The organism is Trichococcus sp. K1Tr (assembly GCF_028309625.1).
Lineage (GTDB): Bacteria > Bacillota > Bacilli > Lactobacillales > Aerococcaceae > Trichococcus.
The window spans coordinates 95,108-113,059 of sequence record NZ_JAQMHR010000003.1; the positions used below are offsets into that span (position 1 = coordinate 95,108).

Here is a 17,952-nt window from a genome sequence, read left to right on the forward strand (position 1 = left end):
GCTTTTGTATACGATTGTACTAATAAAACAGTTAACTATATTGCAGAATTGCGGATAATTTTTCCGGAAAGCTTCAAAATACAAATCAATCAAGAAATGAAGGGATACATGATGGCGTACATTTCCTTAAAGAATGTCAGCAAATTCTATCAGATGGGCGAAACACGGATCACAGCCAACGACAAAATAAGCTTCGACATCAACGAAGGAGAGTTTGTAGTGATACTGGGGCCCAGTGGAGCCGGCAAATCCACCGTTTTGAATATTCTTGGAGGGATGGACGATGCCGATGAAGGACACATCAGCATCGACGGGGTGGACATCTCCCAATTCACTTCAAAAGCCTTGACGACCTACAGAAGGCGGGATGTTGGTTTCGTCTTCCAATTCTATAACCTGGTGCCTAACCTGACGGCGAAGGAGAACGTGGAGCTTGCCTCGCAGATATCCCCGCATGCCCGCGACGCCGCCGAGGTCATGCGGGAAGTAGGCTTGGGCGAGCGGATGGACAACTTCCCGGCGCAGCTCTCGGGAGGCGAGCAGCAGCGCGTCGCCATCGCCCGCGCTTTGGCGAAGCAGCCCAAGCTGTTGCTTTGCGATGAGCCGACAGGGGCCCTGGATTACGAAACGGGCAAACAAGTGCTCAAGTTGCTGCAGGATACGTGCCTCGATACCGGAACGACAGTCATCGTCATCACGCACAACCAAGCCATCGCAGCCATGGCGAACCGGATCATCGAAATCAACAATGCCAAAGTAAGGGCAGTCCATGAAAATCCGAATCCCAAACCAGTATCAGAAATCGAATGGTAGGAGGGGGAGACGACGATGAAGAAGAAGGCGCTCCGGAAAGACATTTGGATAGAGATAGGCAAAAGTAAGGCGCGCTTCCTCGCGCTCTTGGCCATCATCACCTTGGGGGTGGCCTTCTTTGCCGGCATCAAAGCGGCGGGTCCGGATATGCTGGATACCGCCAACCAATATTATGAAGAAAATAACCTGTATGACCTGAAGGTGCTGTCCACTTACGGATTGGAAGAAGCGGACATCGCCATTCTGGCTAAAACGGACGATCTGGCTGTCCATCCGATGCGAACGGTGGATATCGAAATGGAAGGCAGTGACTTCCTCGTAAAAGTATTCCCGTTGCAAAGCGGTGCGGATCCGGTCAATGAATATGCGCTCGTCGACGGCAGATTGCCGGAGACAAGCGGGGAAATCGCTTTGGATGCGAAACAGAATCTGATGGATACTTATCAGCTTGGGGATACGATCAGCTTCCGTCATGAATCCGAGGAAGGGCTCACCGAGGAGGAAAAGGAAAATCGCATTTCCTTGAAAGAGCAGGAATACACGGTCGTCGGTTTCGTCGATTCGCCGATGTACATCGAAACGATGATGCGCGGCTCTACGAACGTCGGGAAAGGCAGCTTGGATGCTTTCGTTGTCGTGGCCGATTCGGACATGCTCGGCAGCATCTACACGGAGGCTTACCTGACGATTGCTCCCGATGCGGCGGAAACCGGCTATACGGACAGCTATGACGATCAGGTTGACGACCTGGCCGATGAAGTGGAGCTCGCCTTGAACGGGAGACCGTTGGAGCGCATCAACGAAATCCGTGCGGAAGGGCAGCGGAAAATCAAAGATGCGGGAGATGAACTGCAGGAAGGGAAAGACAAACTTGCGGAAGCCGAGCAGGAACTGCAGGATGCCCGGCAACAATTGGATGACGGCACGGCGGCCTATGAAGAAAACCGCTTGTTGTTTCTGGACGAGATCGCAGAAGCCGAGAACACCTTAACTGCCAGCCAGGCTGAAATCGATGCGGGCATGACCGAATACCGCGCAGGTTTGGCGACTTATCTGGAAAACAAAGCGCTATACGATGAGGCGAGAATAGCCTGGGAGTCGCAGAAAGACTCCCTGCAAGGACAAACCGGTTCGGACGCTTCATCGGATGTGTTGCTGGCGAGCCTGCCCGATACACCAGAAGGCCGCGAAATCGCTGATTTGGCGCAGTCTTTATTGGATGGGCAAGCCGAAGTTGAAGCAACCCAAGCCTCACTGGAGGCCAAGGGTGTGGAGCTGCAGGAACGGGCAACCGCATTGGCGACAAAAGGCGAACTGCTTTTGGCCGAGCAGACAAGTCTGGAGACCGATGCGGCAACCTATCAGAACGAACTGACAATCTTCACCACTGACATGATAGCCTTCCAAACTGAAAAAGCAACCAAACAAGCGGAGTTCTCGGCAAGGCAAGCCGCCATCGATGCTGAAAGGGAAGTATTGGCAGCTTTGGATCCGGAAACGGACCCGAGCGTTGCGGAACGCTTAGCAGCAGTGGCCGATCAACAGGCAACTTTGGATGCAGAACAGGCCACACTAACGCAAGCCGAAGCGGATTTGGCCATCCGCCAAAGCGAACTGGAGCAAGCGGGTACCGCCTTAGCAAGCAGGCAAGAAGGCTTAACCGCAGCTGCCGCGGCTTTCCAGACGGAACGGGCCAGTGAAGAGGCCGCTCTTCTGGAAGAACAGCGCCTCTTGGAGGAAGCAGGAGCCGAGCTGGCTGCCAGAGGAGAAGAATTGCTGGGGCAACAACAGCTGCTGGAAGAAAAAATTGCGGCATTCATGGCTGATGCCGAAGCCCAGATCGCAGCCGCAGATGCCCAATTCGCCGAACAAGGGGCAGCGTTGGGGAACGGCAGATTGGAATTGGCGTCGGCCTTGGCCCAACTGGAGGACGGGCAGGCACAGATCAACGACGGCTGGGCCGAGTTGGAAAGCCAACGTGCGAGCGGTGAACAGGCCCTTGCTGAAGCTTGGCAGGAAATCCAGCAGGGCGAAGCAGAGTATCAAATGGGCATGGCCACCTTCACAGCTGAGCGGACCGATGCAGAAATCGAGATAGCCGATGGGGAACGGCAGGTCGAGGAAGCGAAACAAGCCTTGTCCGATCTGATCGACCCTGTCTACTATGTGACGGATCGGTCAGGCAATCCTGGTTATCAGGAATTTCGCGACAATGCCGACCGCATCTCGGCCATCGCAGAGATTTTTCCGGTGTTTTTCTTCCTGATCGCTGCCTTGGTGAGCTTCACGACGATGGCCCGGATGGTGGATGAACAGCGCCAGCAGATGGGGACGCTGAAAGGCCTCGGTTACAGCGATTTCGACATCGCCAAAAAATATTTGATCTATGCAGCGATCGCCTGCATCGTGGGGACATCCCTCGGTTTGGTGGCCGGTTATAATATTTTCCCTGCGGTCATCTTTGATGCCTACGGGTCCATGTACAGCCTGCCTCCCGTAAAGATCACCTATTACCTGTCCTATGCACTGATTTCCATAGCTATCGCGCTGCTCTGCACCATCGGCCCGGCAGCATGGGCTGCCCATACGTCGCTCCGGGAAAATCCGGCTGCGATGATGCGGCCGAAAGCGCCTAAGAACGGCAAACGGGTTCTTTTGGAGCGACTGACGTTTGTTTGGGATCGCCTGAGCTTCAATTCGAAGATAACGGTACGGAACTTGCTGCGCTACAAAGCCCGCAATATGATGACGATACTGGGTGTGGCCGGCTGCACCGCCTTGATTTTGACCGGATATGGCATCAAAAATTCCATCTCCGGCTTGGCGGACACACAGTTCAATGATGTGATGCGCTATAATGCAATCACGGCGATGCGTCCGGAAGCAAGCGAGGAAGAAATCGCCTCCTATGATGAACTGATCGCTGCGACCACTGAAATCACGGACCATCTCAAAGTCGTCCAGGAGAGCTATAAGCTGGATAAAAAAGGTGTGAACCTGCAGAACGTAACGGTTTTTTCTCCATTGGGAACCGAAAATCTTTCGGATTTTATCAGCCTGCGTGACCGTTCAACTCAGGAACCGATCGCGCTGACGGATGAGGGAGCCATCATCTCGGAAAAATTGGCGAATTTGGCAGGCGTCGAACCTGGAGACAGCATCGAAATCCGGAATGATGAAATGCAGACCTATCAGGTTCCGATCCAGGCTGTCACCGAGAATTACGTCAACCATTATATTTACTTGACGCCAGCCCTTTACGAAGAAGTTTTCATCCAAGCCGCGGAACCGACAACGGATTTGTTGCTGTTTGAAGAACCGGAAAGTTGGGAGAGGAGCTTCGGATCCGAAGCGATGGGAGAAGAGGCTGTCGCACTGGTGACGTTCATCAATTCTGTCGACCGCAGCTTCGCTGAAACCTTAGGGAGTCTTGATATCGTCACGTTGGTATTGATTGTGTCGGCAGCCGCATTGGCTTTCGTTGTCCTGTACAGTCTGACGAACATCAACGTATCGGAGCGGATCAGGGAATTGTCGACCATCAAAGTTTTGGGGTTCTATGATGTGGAAGTGAGCATGTATATCTACAGGGAGTCCTTGATTTTAACGTTGTTGGGCATTCTGTTCGGGTTTGTTCTCGGGAAAATTTTGAGCTCAGTCGTTCTCAAAATGGTGGAAATCGACTTCATGATGTTCCCGCCGACCATCATGCCGATCAGTTACCTTTACTCAGGCCTGCTGTCGTTATTGTTCTCAAGCGTCGTCATGCTGATCATGCACCGCAAGCTGAAACAAGTGGACATGATTGAAGCGTTGAAGTCAGTCGAATAAGTATAGAAAAAACGCGCAAGCAGCCAATAGATGGCGGCTTGCGCGTTTTTCTTCTGCAGTTGCTCAGTTTTCGGATGGTGTTTGAGGCGCACCAGGCAGCAGGTAGTTGACCCCGATGGCGATGGAAGTGCCGATGACTGTGTCCAGTACCCTTTGGATGGCATAGGTGATTTTTTCGGTGTCATTTATATTGTAGAAAACGACAAGGAAGGTCGCTGTCGCACCGACGATAGCCGTTGACATGTCCAAGATGTTGCAGACCATGATCAGGATGATGACGGCGATGATCGTTCCAAAGAAATCCACAGAAAAATCCAGTCCCAGAAAATCTTTGATGGCAATCAAGGTGACACCGAGGATACCGGCGACAGTATTGCCTCCGACACGACGGAGTCCATGATGGAGTGACTGCGAGCAATCTTCACGCAAAGCAAAGACTGCCGCCAAACCGGCCAACATAGGAGAACCTCGGTCCAATAATTTGAACAGCAGGACACAAAACCCGACAGCAACGCCGGATTTGGTCGTACGCATGCCTACGCGGAACTTCTCCTTATCCAAATGGAACATAGTAAGTACTGCACTTCCTCTCAAAATGAAATATTATCTCAATCATAAGCATTTTTGAATTTTAATCAAGTCATTTTCGTATTATTGTGCAAATAATACACCTGCATTTGCGGTTTTGTTCAGTATGACTTTCCGGAAAATGAGAATAAAAGAGCAGTTTTTTTGGACGGAAAATGTCCTTTGCCAGGCAAGCCATTTGATTGGTTTTGTTGCAACGGCGCCTTTTTGAGGTAGGGTAAAAAAAGAACATTCGCTTTTTGCCAAAAAAGGACAAAATTGGGTTGCTTAAATTGTCAGAATATTCTATACTAATGACATTAAATTTTAAGGAGAAGGATGAGGGCCTTTTCTTTGGATTTGCAACGAATTATTAACATATAGTGAGATGGGGAGGATTATTTAGATGAAAAAGAAATTATTGATGGGCTTGGCATCTGTATTCGTACTTGCAGCATGCGGCAATGGCGCGACGACAGAAGAGAGCGATACAATCAAGTTGGGTGGTAACTTCGAATTATCAGGCGGTGCGAGTGCATACGGTACGCTGATGGATCAAGGGATCAAAATGGCCGTTGCAGAACAGAATGCTGCAGATGGCTTATTGGGCAAACAGATTGAATACGTATCTTACGATAATAAATCCGAGCCTTCAGAATCCACATCGGTTGCGACACGTTTAGCTACTGAAGATAATGTTGTCGCAATCCTGGGACCTGCTACAACGGGTGCAGCAAATGCGCAATCTCCAGCAGTCACAAGAGCAAAAGTACCAGCAATCCTTCCTGCTGCTACAGGCGATAGCGTAACAATGGATGGCGATTCCGTGTTGGAATACGTATTCCGCGTATGTTTCCAAGATTCTTTCCAAGGTAAAGCTTTGGCTGAGTTCGCACAAACAGATCTGCAAGCTACAAAAGCTGTCATCTTAGTGGATAACTCCACTGACTACGCAATCGGCTTGTCGGATGCATTCAAAGAAACATTTGAAGGAGAAATCGTAGCGGAAGAAAACTTCACAGCCGGCGACACAGACTTCAAAGCGATCTTAACGAACATTGCGAAAATGGATTATGATGTCATCTTCTTGCCTGGGTACTATGAAGAAGGCGGACTGATCATCAAGCAAGCCCGCGAAATGGGAATCACGCAACCGATCCTTGGACCGGATGGCTTCGCTAACTCAACATTGGTTGAATTGGCAGGTGCCGACAACGTTGATAATGTATTCTACGCTAGCCACTTCACTCCGAATAGTGAAGACCCTAAAGTACAAGAATTCTTGGCTGCTTTTGAAGCAGAGTACGGCAAACCTGCAGATTCATTCGCAGCTTTGGCTTACGATGCTGCGCAATTAGTATTCGACGCAATCCAGACTGCTGACAGCACAGATCCTCAAGCAATTACAGATGCTTTAGCGGCAACTGAAGATTTCGAAGGAGTAACGGGTACATTCTCATTTGACGAGAACCACAACCCTATCAAATCCGCTTTCGTTATTGAATTACAAGATGGTGTAGAAGTCGGCAACTCTGTTGTGGAACCAGCTAAATAAAAATAGCCTGGCGCACAACATTGCGGCATTGAAACCTGAATAGACCGTTTGATTCTAAAGTAACACAATGAGGTGCTGGCAGAATTTGCTTAGCACCTTTCTTTATGTTTAACCTCATCATTAGAGAATCCCTCATCGTGCGTGAATAATAGTAAACTATAGGCGAACAATACAGTATAATGAAAGAAAAACTTCTGCATAGCAGAAGAAAAGAGAGGTGTAAAATGGAAAATTTAGTTCAACAGCTGATAAACGGTATATCGTTGGGAAGTATCTACGCCTTGATTGCGCTAGGGTACACCATGGTATACGGCGTCATCAAATTGATTAACTTTGCCCACGGGGACATTTATATGGTGGGCGCGTACCTTGGATATGCTTTGATCCAAAACGTTGGCCTCGGCCTTTTCCCAGCCATTCTGATTTCAATGATTTTTTGTGCCATTTTAGGGGTGGTCATCGAGAAGGTCGCCTACAAACCGTTGCGGGGCGCAACAAGGGTAGCGACGCTGATTACAGCCATCGGAGTTTCGTATTTATTGCAAAATGTCATGATTTATATAATGGGGCCGCAGGTGAAGGCCTTCCCGACAGCGTTGATAGTCCGGAATTGGACATTCGGCGGCGTGACCATCAACTCGCAGCAAATCCTGATTTTCCTGACGACGGTCATTCTGATGATCGCTCTGCAGGTCATCGTAAAGTACACAAAGATGGGAAAAGCGATGCGGGCAGTCAGTACCGATCCTGAAGCAGCACAATTGATGGGGATCAACGTGGATAACGTCATTTCCTTTACGTTCGTCCTAGGCTCTTCCTTAGCCGGAGCTGCAGGCGTGTTGGTCGGAATCTATTATAATTCGATCTCGCCATTGATGGGTGTCACACCAGGTCTGAAAGCCTTCGTTGCGGCAGTGTTCGGCGGCATCGGCATCATCCCTGGAGCCATGGTCGGCGGTTATGTCATCGGAATCATCGAGACTTTGGTCAGCGCTTATGGCGGATCGATGTTCAAAGATGCAGTCGTGTACTTGATCCTGATCATCATCCTGATCGTCAAACCTTCCGGAATCTTCGGGAAAAATACAAAAGAGAAAGTGTAGGTGATAAAAATGAAACAATTCAATAAAACAAATCTAGGTTGGCTCATTCTTATCGCTGTGATGGCTGTCGTACTGTTCATCGGCGTCAGCACAAATATGATTTCTCCCTTCTACCAAATCACTTTAGTTACAATCTTGATAAACATCATCCTGGCGATCGGACTGAATCTGGTTATTGGATTTTCCGGACAGTTCTCACTGGGACATGCCGGTTTTATGGCAATCGGTGCCTATAGTGGCGCCATCATCGGCGATAGGATGGAAGGCTTGGCTGGCTTCTTTGTAGGCTTGTTCGTGGGCATGATCATCTCCATCATTGTGGCTTTGATTGTCGGAATACCGACGCTCCGTCTGAAAGGAGACTATTTGGCGATTGCGACATTGGGGGTAGCGGAAATTATCCGTATCCTGATTCTGAATATGGGTGAACTAACCAATGGTGCGCGCGGAATCAGCGGCATCTCTTTCCCTTTCGAATCGAATACCGGTTTCATCATGGTCTTGTTCGTGATACTGATCGTAACGACTACCCTTACAGTAAACTACATCAACAGCAGCCCTGGTCGTGCGACTATCGCCATCCGCGAAGATGAGATCGCTGCCGAGTCGATGGGTGTCAACGCAACGACTTACAAAGTCATCGCCTTCATGATCGGTGCGGCGACTGCCAGCATCGCAGGCTCCATGTACGGCACTTATTTCAGCGTAATCACTCCGGGCGATTTCACTTTCCAAAAATCGATCGACGTACTGATCATCGTTGTGTTCGGCGGTATCGGCAGTGTAACCGGCACAGTCGTTGCAGCCGTTGTGTTGGGTGTCCTGAACACGTATCTGCAAGCGTTCGGCGAGCTGCGGATGATTTTCTACGCTCTGGCCATCATCGCCATCATGGTATTCCGTCCAGGCGGATTATTGGGCAACCGCGAATTCACGATGTCCGCTTTGATGAAGCGCTTTGGGAAAAAAGATTCTGCTAAGAAGGAGGTCCAATAATGAGCCTATTAGAAGTAAAAGAATTGACCAAAAACTTCGGCGGTTTGGCCGCGGTATCCAATGTCGATTTTGCGATCGAAGAAAATGAATTGGTCGGTCTGATCGGCCCCAATGGTGCTGGCAAAACGACCTTCTTCAACTTACTGACCGGTGTTTATGTTCCGACAGAAGGCACAATCGAATTGGAAATCGACAACAAAAAAGTGTTGTTGAACGGAAAGGCGCCTTACAAAATTACGGATCTCGGCTTGGCGCGTACCTTCCAAAACATCCGCCTCTTCAAGGAATTGACGGTCATCGACAATGTACTGATTGCGATGCACAGCACTATGGGTGAGAATACTTTCCACAGCTTGCTGCGCACGCCGACTTATTACCGCAAGGAAGCTGAAATGCGCGAAAAAGCTTTGGAACTGTTAGCCATTTTCGAACTGGAAAAGAAATATGATGTTTTGGCGAAAAATCTTCCTTACGGCGAACAACGTCGTTTGGAAATCGTCCGTGCTTTGGCGACGAATCCGAAAATCCTCTTCCTGGATGAGCCTGCAGCCGGCATGAATCCGCAAGAGACTGCGGAATTGACCGCTTTGATCCGCAAAATACAGAAAGATTTCAAAATCACAGTCGTCTTGATCGAGCATGATATGTCCTTGGTCATGAATGTGTGCGAAAGAATCTATGTGTTGGAATACGGCCGTCTGCTTGCCAAAGGAACACCGGAAGAAATCCAAAAAAATCCAGCCGTAATCAAGGCTTATCTAGGAGGCGACTAACGTGCTGAAAGTAAAAAATCTATCTGTGCATTATGGCATGATCCAAGCCATCAAAGATATCAGCTTTGAAGTGAATGAAGGCGAAATCGTGACTTTGATCGGAGCCAACGGAGCAGGGAAGTCCACCATTTTGCGTACGATTTCCGGGTTGGTGAAGCCCTCTTCAGGCGAAATCGAATATTTGGGTAAACCTATCCATAATGTGGCGACCAGAAAAATCGTTGAACAAGGGATCGCCCAAGTTCCGGAAGGCCGCCATGTATTCAAAGGTTTGACCGTACAGGAAAACCTTGATCTGGGAAGCTTCACCCGCAAAGACAAACAGAACCTTGCCGGTGATCTGGAAGCAGTATTCGAACGTTTCCCGATTTTGCGAGAAAGAAAAAATCAGGATGCGGCCACTCTATCCGGCGGGGAACAACAGATGTTGGCGATGGGCCGCGCTTTGATGACGAAGCCGAAGCTATTGCTTCTGGATGAGCCTTCGATGGGGCTGGCGCCAATCTTCATCAAGGAAATCTTCCATATCATCCAGGATATCCAGAAACAAGGCACGACAATCCTGCTGATCGAACAGAACGCCAACGTTGCGCTGAAAATCGCGAATCGCGGCTATGTATTGGAGACGGGAAATATCGTATTGACCGGAACCGGGGAAGAATTATTAGCAAGTGACGAAGTTCAGAAAGCTTACTTAGGAGGCTAAACAATGGATGTACAAAGCTATATGTCAACGGATTTAGTAACGATTCAACCTTCAACAAAAATCATCGAAGCTTTGGATATGATGAAAGAGCACAAGATTCACCGTCTGCCGGTCGTTCAAGGCGAGACCATCGTGGGCTTGATCACGGAGGGCATCATCGAACGCAATACACCTTCCAGTATGACCAGCTTGGATATGCATGAAGTCAACTATCTGTTGAACAAAACCACAGTGGCCGACATCATGGAAAAACGCGTCGTGACGATCAACAAGGAAGCTCTTTTGGAAGAAGCGGCCGTAATGATGCGCGAGAATGGCATCAGCGTATTGCCGGTCGTCGAGGCAGGCAACCGCCTGATCGGCATCATCACCGAAAAGGATATCTTCTCTGCCTTCATCGATGTGCTGGGCTACTACACACCGGGCGTCCGCGTTGTCGTCAATATCCATGAAGACAAAAAAGGCGTCCTCGAAGACCTGACGGATATCTTCTCCGATGAGAACATCAACATCCAACAGATCGCGACTTACCGCAAAATGGGCTATGTCCAGGTCGTCATCCAATTGGAAAGCAAAGACATCGACGGAATCCGTGCCAGACTGGAAGAACACGGCTACGAGATCGGATCGATTATTTATAAACCTGAGAGAGTATAGGATTCTTTGCTATTCTCCTCGCGAAATATAACAAAAGCAGAAACCGCTCACTCCAACATAAACGGAGTGGGCGGTTTTTTTAAGCAAATTATTTCTTTTATCACGTAATAAGTGTATAATAAGAACATGATAGATTGGAGGTTACATAAATGAATAATGCACTTATAACAATTGTCTTGTATACGATCAAAGAGCAATATGTCAGTGAAAAAGCTTTTTATGCCAATCAACTAGGGATCTCGCCGCAGAGCTGGGATCGCTGGAAAAAAGGAGAGCATGGTTTAAAACCAGAGAACATGCAGATCATTTCAAAATTGTTCACCGATTATGAATGGATGCTTGTCCAGAAAGTTTGTCGAAATGCTGAAATTCTACCCGAAGTGGCAGAGAACCCTGTAAGAGAATATCATTTCCTGAAATATCAAGTCGCGAAAAAATGGATAGCGACGGATTTGGCCGATTTCAAATGGTACACTACCGATGAGACCGTCCATGATTCAGAAATCCATAGACCGGCAATCACCACGCTCCGGCTTGAGTGCAATTATGATTTCTGGAGTTACAAAGATATCATCGATCTGCGCTTGCCTAGCATCATCCGCCATCAGATCGATTCGGAAAAAATCAATCTGCTGGAATGGTTCAATGAAAATACACCGGATACCATCACACAAATTACTGAATAACAGAATATAAACTGGAAAGCCGAGATGATACTATCTTGGCTTTTCGTTTGGATTTGAGCGTAGGCTTACTTTTTGGGTGTGGATTGACTGGGGTTTGTGCTAAAATAGGCATAACAAAAAATTACAGACCAGAAGAGGGTAGAAGATGGAAACGAATAAAAAATACTCCCAAACACCTGAGAGGTACGCACAAAGACTGCGTTTCCTTGTGGGGCTCTTGCTGGCGATGCTCTTTTTCACAGGGTGCACAACCGATGACGATGAACCATCAAACAGTCAGCAGGATTCGACAACAAGCAATCATTCCGAAGAATCGCAAGCCTCTTCCGAAGCTGCAGTCGATGAAGCCGAGTCCAAAGTTATCGTGACACCGGCCTCTTCCTTAACTGATTGGAATCTGGTTTTGGTGAACAGGGAAAATCAGCTTGCTGCAGAAATCGCAACGGAGTTTTACCTGACCGAGAGCGGCTATCAGATCGACAGCAGGATAAAGGACCCATACTTGGCACTGTTGGAAGCCGGGAAAGTCGCCGGAATGGATTTCACGATGATTTCAGGGTACCGCTCCATCGAGCAACAGCAAGCAAACTACGACGTTAACTATCAAAATTATCTGGCCTCAGGTTTGACTGAAGAAGAGGCGCACTCAAAGACGGAAGAATTTATTGCCTTGCCCAATGCCAGCGAACACACAACCGGACTCGCGGTTGACATCACATCGACTGCGTTAGCGAATCAAGAAGGCGGCTCCGGCTTGCTTCAGGATCTGGAGAATTATCCTGAGGGGCTGTGGCTGGAAGAAAATGCACCCAAATTCGGTTTCGTCCTGCGTTACCCAAAAGAGAAAGAAGCCATCACCGGCATCAATTTTGAACCGTGGCATTTTCGGTATGTAGGCGTCGAGAATGCCATTTACATGACCGAAAACAATCTGACGTTGGAGGAATACGTAGAGATTCTGAAGCAAAATGAAGTGCTAGGAAACAGCAAACAATAGCAGGTAAAGCAGCACAACCAAATAGATGGAGGAACATATGGCACGAAAGAGAAAGCGGACTCGGAAAAAACCGCAATCGGCATCCGCTCAAGCAATCAAGATTTTATTTTTCCTGTTGATCAGTTTTATGGCAAGTCTGTCGTTCATAGGCGATTTTTCTACAATTGTTCCGGATATCCCGGAGTACAGCAGTAATCAGGGGAACGGCTTTATCGCCACTGTCGCCCCTGCCGCACAGCAGATGCAAGCAGCATATGGTGTCCACGCCAGCATCAGCATCGCGCAAGCAATCCTCGAATCGGATTGGGGAGAGAGCGAACTGTCTGCCGTTTACAACAATCTTTACGGCATGAAGGGTGATAACCCGGGAAATACGGTTCTCTTGACGACCAATGAATACTACAACGGCCAGTGGGTAAGCATTCAAGCAAACTTCAGGGTCTACGGCAGCTGGACGGAATCGGTCCAGGACCATGCGTTGCTGTTCGTCAACGGCACCACTTGGAATCCGAGCCAATACGCGCCGGTTCTGCAGGCAACCACCTATCAGGAAGCGGCCCAGGCTCTCCAGGATTGCGGCTATGCGACCGATCCGGATTATGCGGCCAAGCTGATAGCAGTCATCGAACAGCATGCACTTTATGAATATGATAGTTGAAGCATACAAACAGAAACGCGCGGACAGATTGGCCCTTTTGAGGAGGTAACCTAATGTCGCGCGTTTTTTGGCTCAACTACCCTTATTTCTCTCGAAAATTCTACAAACAGGCAGTTTTTGCATGGCGACATTCGTCGAATATAGTGATAAAATGATTTGGTAAAGACTTTTTTAACAAAATTCTAATGAAAATCCAAGAGAGTAGTGTGATCACATGCCGAATCAAATTTTACCCGGGAAAACAATCGGTATTATTGGCGGAGGACATGTCGCCCGTATGATTGCTTTGGAAGCCAAAAAAATGGGCTACCAAATAGGCATCTTGGACGCCGATCCTGCCTGTCCGGCTGGGCAAATAGCTGATTGGCAGATAACCAAGAAATATACGGATTTCGATGCGCTGACGGATCTCGCGGCAAAATCGGACGTGCTGACCTTTGAATCCGAAGCCGTGGATACGATGTTGCTGACGCAAATCAATCCTTATATCGCTATACCGCAGGATCCGGACAGCCTTTCCATCACCCAAGACCGGTTGATCGAAAAAGCATTTTTGGAATCCTTGAACATAAATGTAACGCCTTACGCGACGATAACCGCCATCGAAGACATGGAAGAGGCTGTCAAAAGTATAGGCTTCCCGTGTGTGCTGAAGCCGATCCGTGTGGAAGCGGCCACACCGGTCCAGCATCTTTTGTACAGCGAGGAGGACTTCGGAAGGGCGTCAGCCTTGCTGAAAAAAGGAACGTGCATTTTGGAGGCGTGGATCCCATTCGAGATGGAGTTGACCATTACAGTCGCACAGGACGCGAACAATGTGTTCACGTCATTCCCCGTCACGGAGACGGTATACCAGGAGCAAAAACTTGTGAAGACCATCACGCCTGCACGCGTAGGCGGAAATATCCAAAAAGAGATGGAGCATATCGGCAAGCTGGCTGCGAAGGCCATGAATCTGACCGGCATTTTGACGATCGAAACATTCATGACGTCGTCGGGTTCCCTCTATGTGAACCGTTTAGTCGTCCGTCCACACCATTCGTGCAATTATTCGTTGGACGGCTGCAGCATCTCTCAATATGAAATCCTTGTCCGTTGCATCTGTGGGTTGCCCATTCCAGAAATTCAGCTGTACGATACAAGCGTGACGTTCAACATCATGGAAGAAAAACTTGATGAAGCACTGATTTTGCTGTTGACCAAACCGGATTGGCACTTCCATTTTTACGGAAAAAAAGAACACCGCGCGAAACGGAAAATGGGACACGTCACATTATTGGGTGACAACCCGGATATCCTCATCAACGAACTGGAAGAAAACGGCTTGTTAGAATCTACAGAGTAACGGAAACAGGTGTCCGCTCTCTTATATGAAGGAAGGAATCAATTCATGGAGGATAGACTATTCAATAAAGCATACGACTACATAAAAGACAAAATCGACAGCACTTGCTGGCCTCCGGGAACCAAAATAACCGAACAACTGATTTCGGAAGCCTTGTTCATGAGCCGGACACCGATCCGCACAGCGCTGCTTTTGCTGGAGGAAGAAGGATTAGTGAAATCCATCACTTACAAAGGCTATATCGTAGCCGAGAAGAAAATCTCAAATGAAGGCCTGCTGGAACGCTTGGAACTGATCGCCGGTCTTATCATGAACTACCTGCAATATCTGAAGGAAAACGACATTTTCTTGGATTACAGGGTTTTTGAAAAGATACTTGAAAAACAAGAGGAGTATCTGAATTACCGGGATGCTGCGGGGTATTTCAAGAATGAATACAAAATCTTTGAGACATTCATCGCCAAAAGTGAAAATCAGTTCCTGAAGAAAGTGATCATGACGACAGCCCGCGACATCCATAACACTTATTCCGACAACAGTGATCTGATGGATGAAGAACGTTATCAAAGTGAAGCACAGTTGCTCGGCTTATATAAGGAAATAGCGGTTTGTATGCGCAATAAGGACTACGACAAGATGGGCGAATACATCATCATCTTCTTCGAAACGTTGAAAGACACGAACGACATCCTGGCCCAATAGCCCGACAAAGAAAGTCCTGCTGCTGAATCAAGCAAATGATTCAGCGGCAGGACTTTTATTTTGGATGGCACAATGGGTTGAAAAGAACCTCAGGGTCACCGAGGGGAACAAGGGTTAAAAACTATTTAAAATATCCGGGGATTCATTGATAGCCACGCTCTAAAATGATAGACTAAACCATGATGCAAATCAGAAACGATAAGGCTGTACTATCGCCTTGAACCTATCAAAAAAGAACGCACCCATACATACTCCGAAACAAAGGCAACAAAAGAAAGGATGGCAATTGTGCAACAAAAACACGACCTCATAAAAGGAATGAACCCAAGGCAAGCTGAAGCCGTTTTGGCGACGGAAGGGCCACTATTGATCATGGCAGGGGCAGGCAGCGGCAAAACGCGGGTGCTGACCCACCGCATGGCCTATCTACTGGAAGAAAAATCAGTAAACCCTTGGAACATCTTAGCCATCACCTTTACGAATAAAGCGGCAAAAGAAATGAAAGAGCGGGTCATCCGCCTGGTCGGAACGGTCGGCAATGACATGTGGGTATCCACTTTCCACTCCATGTGCGTACGAATCCTAAGAAGAGAGAGCGAACAGCTCGGCTACGCGCGCTCCTTCACCATCTGCGACCAGAGCGAAACCGAAACATTGATGAAACGCATCATCCGCGAAAAGAATCTGGATTCCAAAAAATTCGATCACCGCATGATTCTGGGGCGAATCAGTCAAGCAAAAAATGAGCTGCAAACACCGAAGGAATTCGGCGATCTGGCTGGCGGATACATCGACAATATCGTCTATGAATGCTACAAGGATTACCAGAAAGCGCTAGAAAACAGCCAATCGATGGATTTCGACGACCTGATCATGTTGACGGTCAAACTGTTCCAGGAATATCCAGAGACACTGTCCTACTACCAAAATAAATTCCATTACATCCATGTGGACGAGTACCAGGATACCAACTACGCCCAATACCAATTGGTGCAACTGTTGGCCAGCAAATTCAAAAACATCTGCGTAGTCGGCGATGCGGACCAAAGCATCTACGGTTGGCGCGGTGCCGACATGGAAAACATTCTCAACTTCGAAAAGGACTACCCGGACGCAAAAGTGGTCTTGCTGGAGCAGAACTACCGCTCCACCAAAAAAATCCTGCGCGCAGCCAACGACGTGATCCAAAACAACGTCAACCGGAAAGAAAAAGAGTTGTGGACAGACAATCCGGACGGCGAGAACATCGTTTACTACCGGGGTCAATCCGAACACGACGAAGCGCGCTATGTCATCTCGAAGATGCTCCAGGAAGTCCGCGAAAACAAACGCCAATACGGAGATTTCGCAGTGCTCTACCGGACGAACGCGCAGTCGCGTGTCATCGAGGAGAACCTCCTGAAGTCGAACATCCCTTATAAGATGGTCGGCGGGCGCAAGTTCTACGACCGCAAAGAAATCAAAGACATTTTGGCCTATCTGCGCCTGATCGTGAACCCATCGGATGACTTGAGCTTCGGTCGGATCGTGAACGTGCCGAAACGCGGAATCGGCGATGCCAGTGTCGAAAAACTGCGTGAATTCGCCAATATGCATGACCTGACTTTATTGCAGGCTGCCCATGATGTGGCAATGTCCAGTGTATCCGGAAAAGCCGCGAAGGAATTGAAGAAATTCGCGACCGTTATGGATAATCTTCATAAAATGCAGGAATTCCTGCCGATCACGGAATTGGTCCAGGAGTTGCTTTCCCAGACGACTTATCTGGAAGCTCTCGAAATGGAGAAGACGCTGGAGTCGGAAGCGCGGATCGAAAACATCAACGAATTCCTGTCGGTAACCCAGGAGTTCGATAAAATGAATCAAGAAGAATTTGATCTGACCGCCTTCCTGACCGATTTGGCGCTGGTTTCCGATTTGGATCAGATCGAGGAAGAACCGCAGAGCGAAGTGACGCTGATGACGATGCACGCAGCCAAAGGATTGGAATTCCCGATCGTCTTCATCATCGGGATGGAAGACGGCATTTTCCCGTCGTCCCGCTCCTTCATGGATGAGGACCAGATGGAAGAAGAACGGCGCTTGGCCTATGTAGGCATCACGCGGGCGGAGCAAAGACTGTTCCTGACGAATGCCTATTCCCGCATGCTTTATGGACGTACGATGTCCAACCCGGCATCGCGTTTCCTTGATGAATTGGACGGATCCGTTCTGGACCGCGAGGACAGTGCGGGATCCACGTCAAGCATGTATTCTTCAAAACCGGCAAGCTCGGGCGGCCGCTGGAAAACAGCAAGTGATACTCGCCAGGAGAAAGCCTTCAGTCAGCCGTTTTCGGTCGGACCGCGTGAAAAAACGACGCAGTCCGTCAAGCAAACCGGAAGCAGCGGTGCGGCCAGCCTTGGTTGGGCTGTCGGGGATAAAGCCAGCCATAAGAAATGGGGCACAGGCATTGTCGTTCAGACGAGCGGAGAAGGCGATGGTTTGACATTGGATATCGCCTTCAAAGACATCGGCATCAAACGCCTGTTGGCATCCTTTGCACCGATCGAAAAAGCATAAT

15 protein-coding genes are annotated in these 17,952 nt (G+C 48.6%); 14 read left to right on the top strand and 1 reads right to left on the bottom strand.

What is annotated here, in order from left to right; translation table 11 throughout:
- Nucleotides 1–111: 111 nt before the first annotated feature.
- Nucleotides 112–813, top strand: a complete 702-nt coding sequence (locus PH235_RS06850; protein ID WP_086629329.1) for an ABC transporter ATP-binding protein — start codon at nucleotides 112–114, stop codon at nucleotides 811–813.
- Between the two features lie 15 nt (nucleotides 814–828).
- Nucleotides 829–4,644, top strand: a complete 3,816-nt coding sequence (locus tag PH235_RS06855) for an FtsX-like permease family protein (protein WP_272161623.1) — start codon at nucleotides 829–831, stop codon at nucleotides 4,642–4,644.
- Nucleotides 4,645–4,707: 63 nt separating this feature from the next.
- Here PH235_RS06855 and PH235_RS06860 read toward each other — a convergent pair whose 3' ends face one another.
- Nucleotides 4,708–5,214, bottom strand: a complete 507-nt coding sequence (locus PH235_RS06860) for an FUSC family protein (RefSeq protein WP_272161624.1) — start codon at nucleotides 5,212–5,214, stop codon at nucleotides 4,708–4,710.
- Nucleotides 5,215–5,617: 403 nt separating this feature from the next.
- Here PH235_RS06860 and PH235_RS06865 point away from each other — a divergent pair, with 403 nt between their 5' ends.
- From PH235_RS06865 to pcrA, 12 genes are all read left to right on the top strand, one after another.
- Nucleotides 5,618–6,766, top strand: a complete 1,149-nt coding sequence (locus PH235_RS06865; RefSeq protein ID WP_272161625.1) for an ABC transporter substrate-binding protein — start codon at nucleotides 5,618–5,620, stop codon at nucleotides 6,764–6,766.
- A 224-nt stretch (nucleotides 6,767–6,990) separates the two neighbouring features.
- Nucleotides 6,991–7,869 carry a branched-chain amino acid ABC transporter permease gene (locus PH235_RS06870; RefSeq protein WP_272161626.1) on the top strand — a complete coding sequence of 293 codons (879 nt, stop codon included), beginning with the start codon at nucleotides 6,991–6,993 and terminating at the stop codon, nucleotides 7,867–7,869.
- 9 nt (nucleotides 7,870–7,878) lie between these two features.
- Nucleotides 7,879–8,865: a branched-chain amino acid ABC transporter permease gene (locus tag PH235_RS06875; protein ID WP_272161910.1), complete on the top strand. Its 987-nt coding sequence runs from the start codon at nucleotides 7,879–7,881 to the stop codon at nucleotides 8,863–8,865.
- On the top strand, nucleotides 8,865–9,638 hold the full coding sequence (locus tag PH235_RS06880) for an ABC transporter ATP-binding protein (protein WP_106449282.1): 774 nt from the start codon (nucleotides 8,865–8,867) through the stop codon (nucleotides 9,636–9,638). Before PH235_RS06875 ends, PH235_RS06880 begins: the two co-directional genes overlap by 1 nt.
- Before the next feature lie 37 nt (nucleotides 9,639–9,675).
- Nucleotides 9,676–10,344, top strand: coding sequence for an ABC transporter ATP-binding protein (locus tag PH235_RS06885; protein ID WP_106449384.1), 669 nt, complete (start codon nucleotides 9,676–9,678; stop codon nucleotides 10,342–10,344).
- Between the two features lie 3 nt (nucleotides 10,345–10,347).
- Nucleotides 10,348–11,001, top strand: a complete 654-nt coding sequence (locus PH235_RS06890; RefSeq protein ID WP_106449281.1) for a CBS domain-containing protein — start codon at nucleotides 10,348–10,350, stop codon at nucleotides 10,999–11,001.
- Nucleotides 11,002–11,150: 149 nt separating this feature from the next.
- Nucleotides 11,151–11,687 carry a hypothetical protein gene (locus PH235_RS06895; protein WP_272161627.1) on the top strand — a complete coding sequence of 179 codons (537 nt, stop codon included), beginning with the start codon at nucleotides 11,151–11,153 and terminating at the stop codon, nucleotides 11,685–11,687.
- 145 nt (nucleotides 11,688–11,832) lie between these two features.
- Nucleotides 11,833–12,684 carry a M15 family metallopeptidase gene (locus PH235_RS06900; RefSeq protein ID WP_272161628.1) on the top strand — a complete coding sequence of 284 codons (852 nt, stop codon included), beginning with the start codon at nucleotides 11,833–11,835 and terminating at the stop codon, nucleotides 12,682–12,684.
- A gap of 37 nt (nucleotides 12,685–12,721) precedes the next feature.
- Complete coding sequence (locus tag PH235_RS06905; protein WP_272161629.1) at nucleotides 12,722–13,342, top strand: glycoside hydrolase family 73 protein; 621 nt, start codon at nucleotides 12,722–12,724, stop codon at nucleotides 13,340–13,342.
- 214 nt (nucleotides 13,343–13,556) lie between these two features.
- A complete protein-coding gene (gene purK / locus PH235_RS06910) occupies nucleotides 13,557–14,687 on the top strand; it encodes a 5-(carboxyamino)imidazole ribonucleotide synthase (RefSeq protein WP_272161630.1) in 1,131 nt (376 codons plus the stop codon).
- A gap of 45 nt (nucleotides 14,688–14,732) precedes the next feature.
- Nucleotides 14,733–15,389: a GntR family transcriptional regulator gene (locus PH235_RS06915; RefSeq protein WP_272161631.1), complete on the top strand. Its 657-nt coding sequence runs from the start codon at nucleotides 14,733–14,735 to the stop codon at nucleotides 15,387–15,389.
- Between the two features lie 279 nt (nucleotides 15,390–15,668).
- Nucleotides 15,669–17,951, top strand: coding sequence for a DNA helicase PcrA (pcrA, locus tag PH235_RS06920; RefSeq protein WP_272161633.1), 2,283 nt, complete (start codon nucleotides 15,669–15,671; stop codon nucleotides 17,949–17,951).
- Nucleotide 17,952 lies beyond the last annotated feature (1 nt).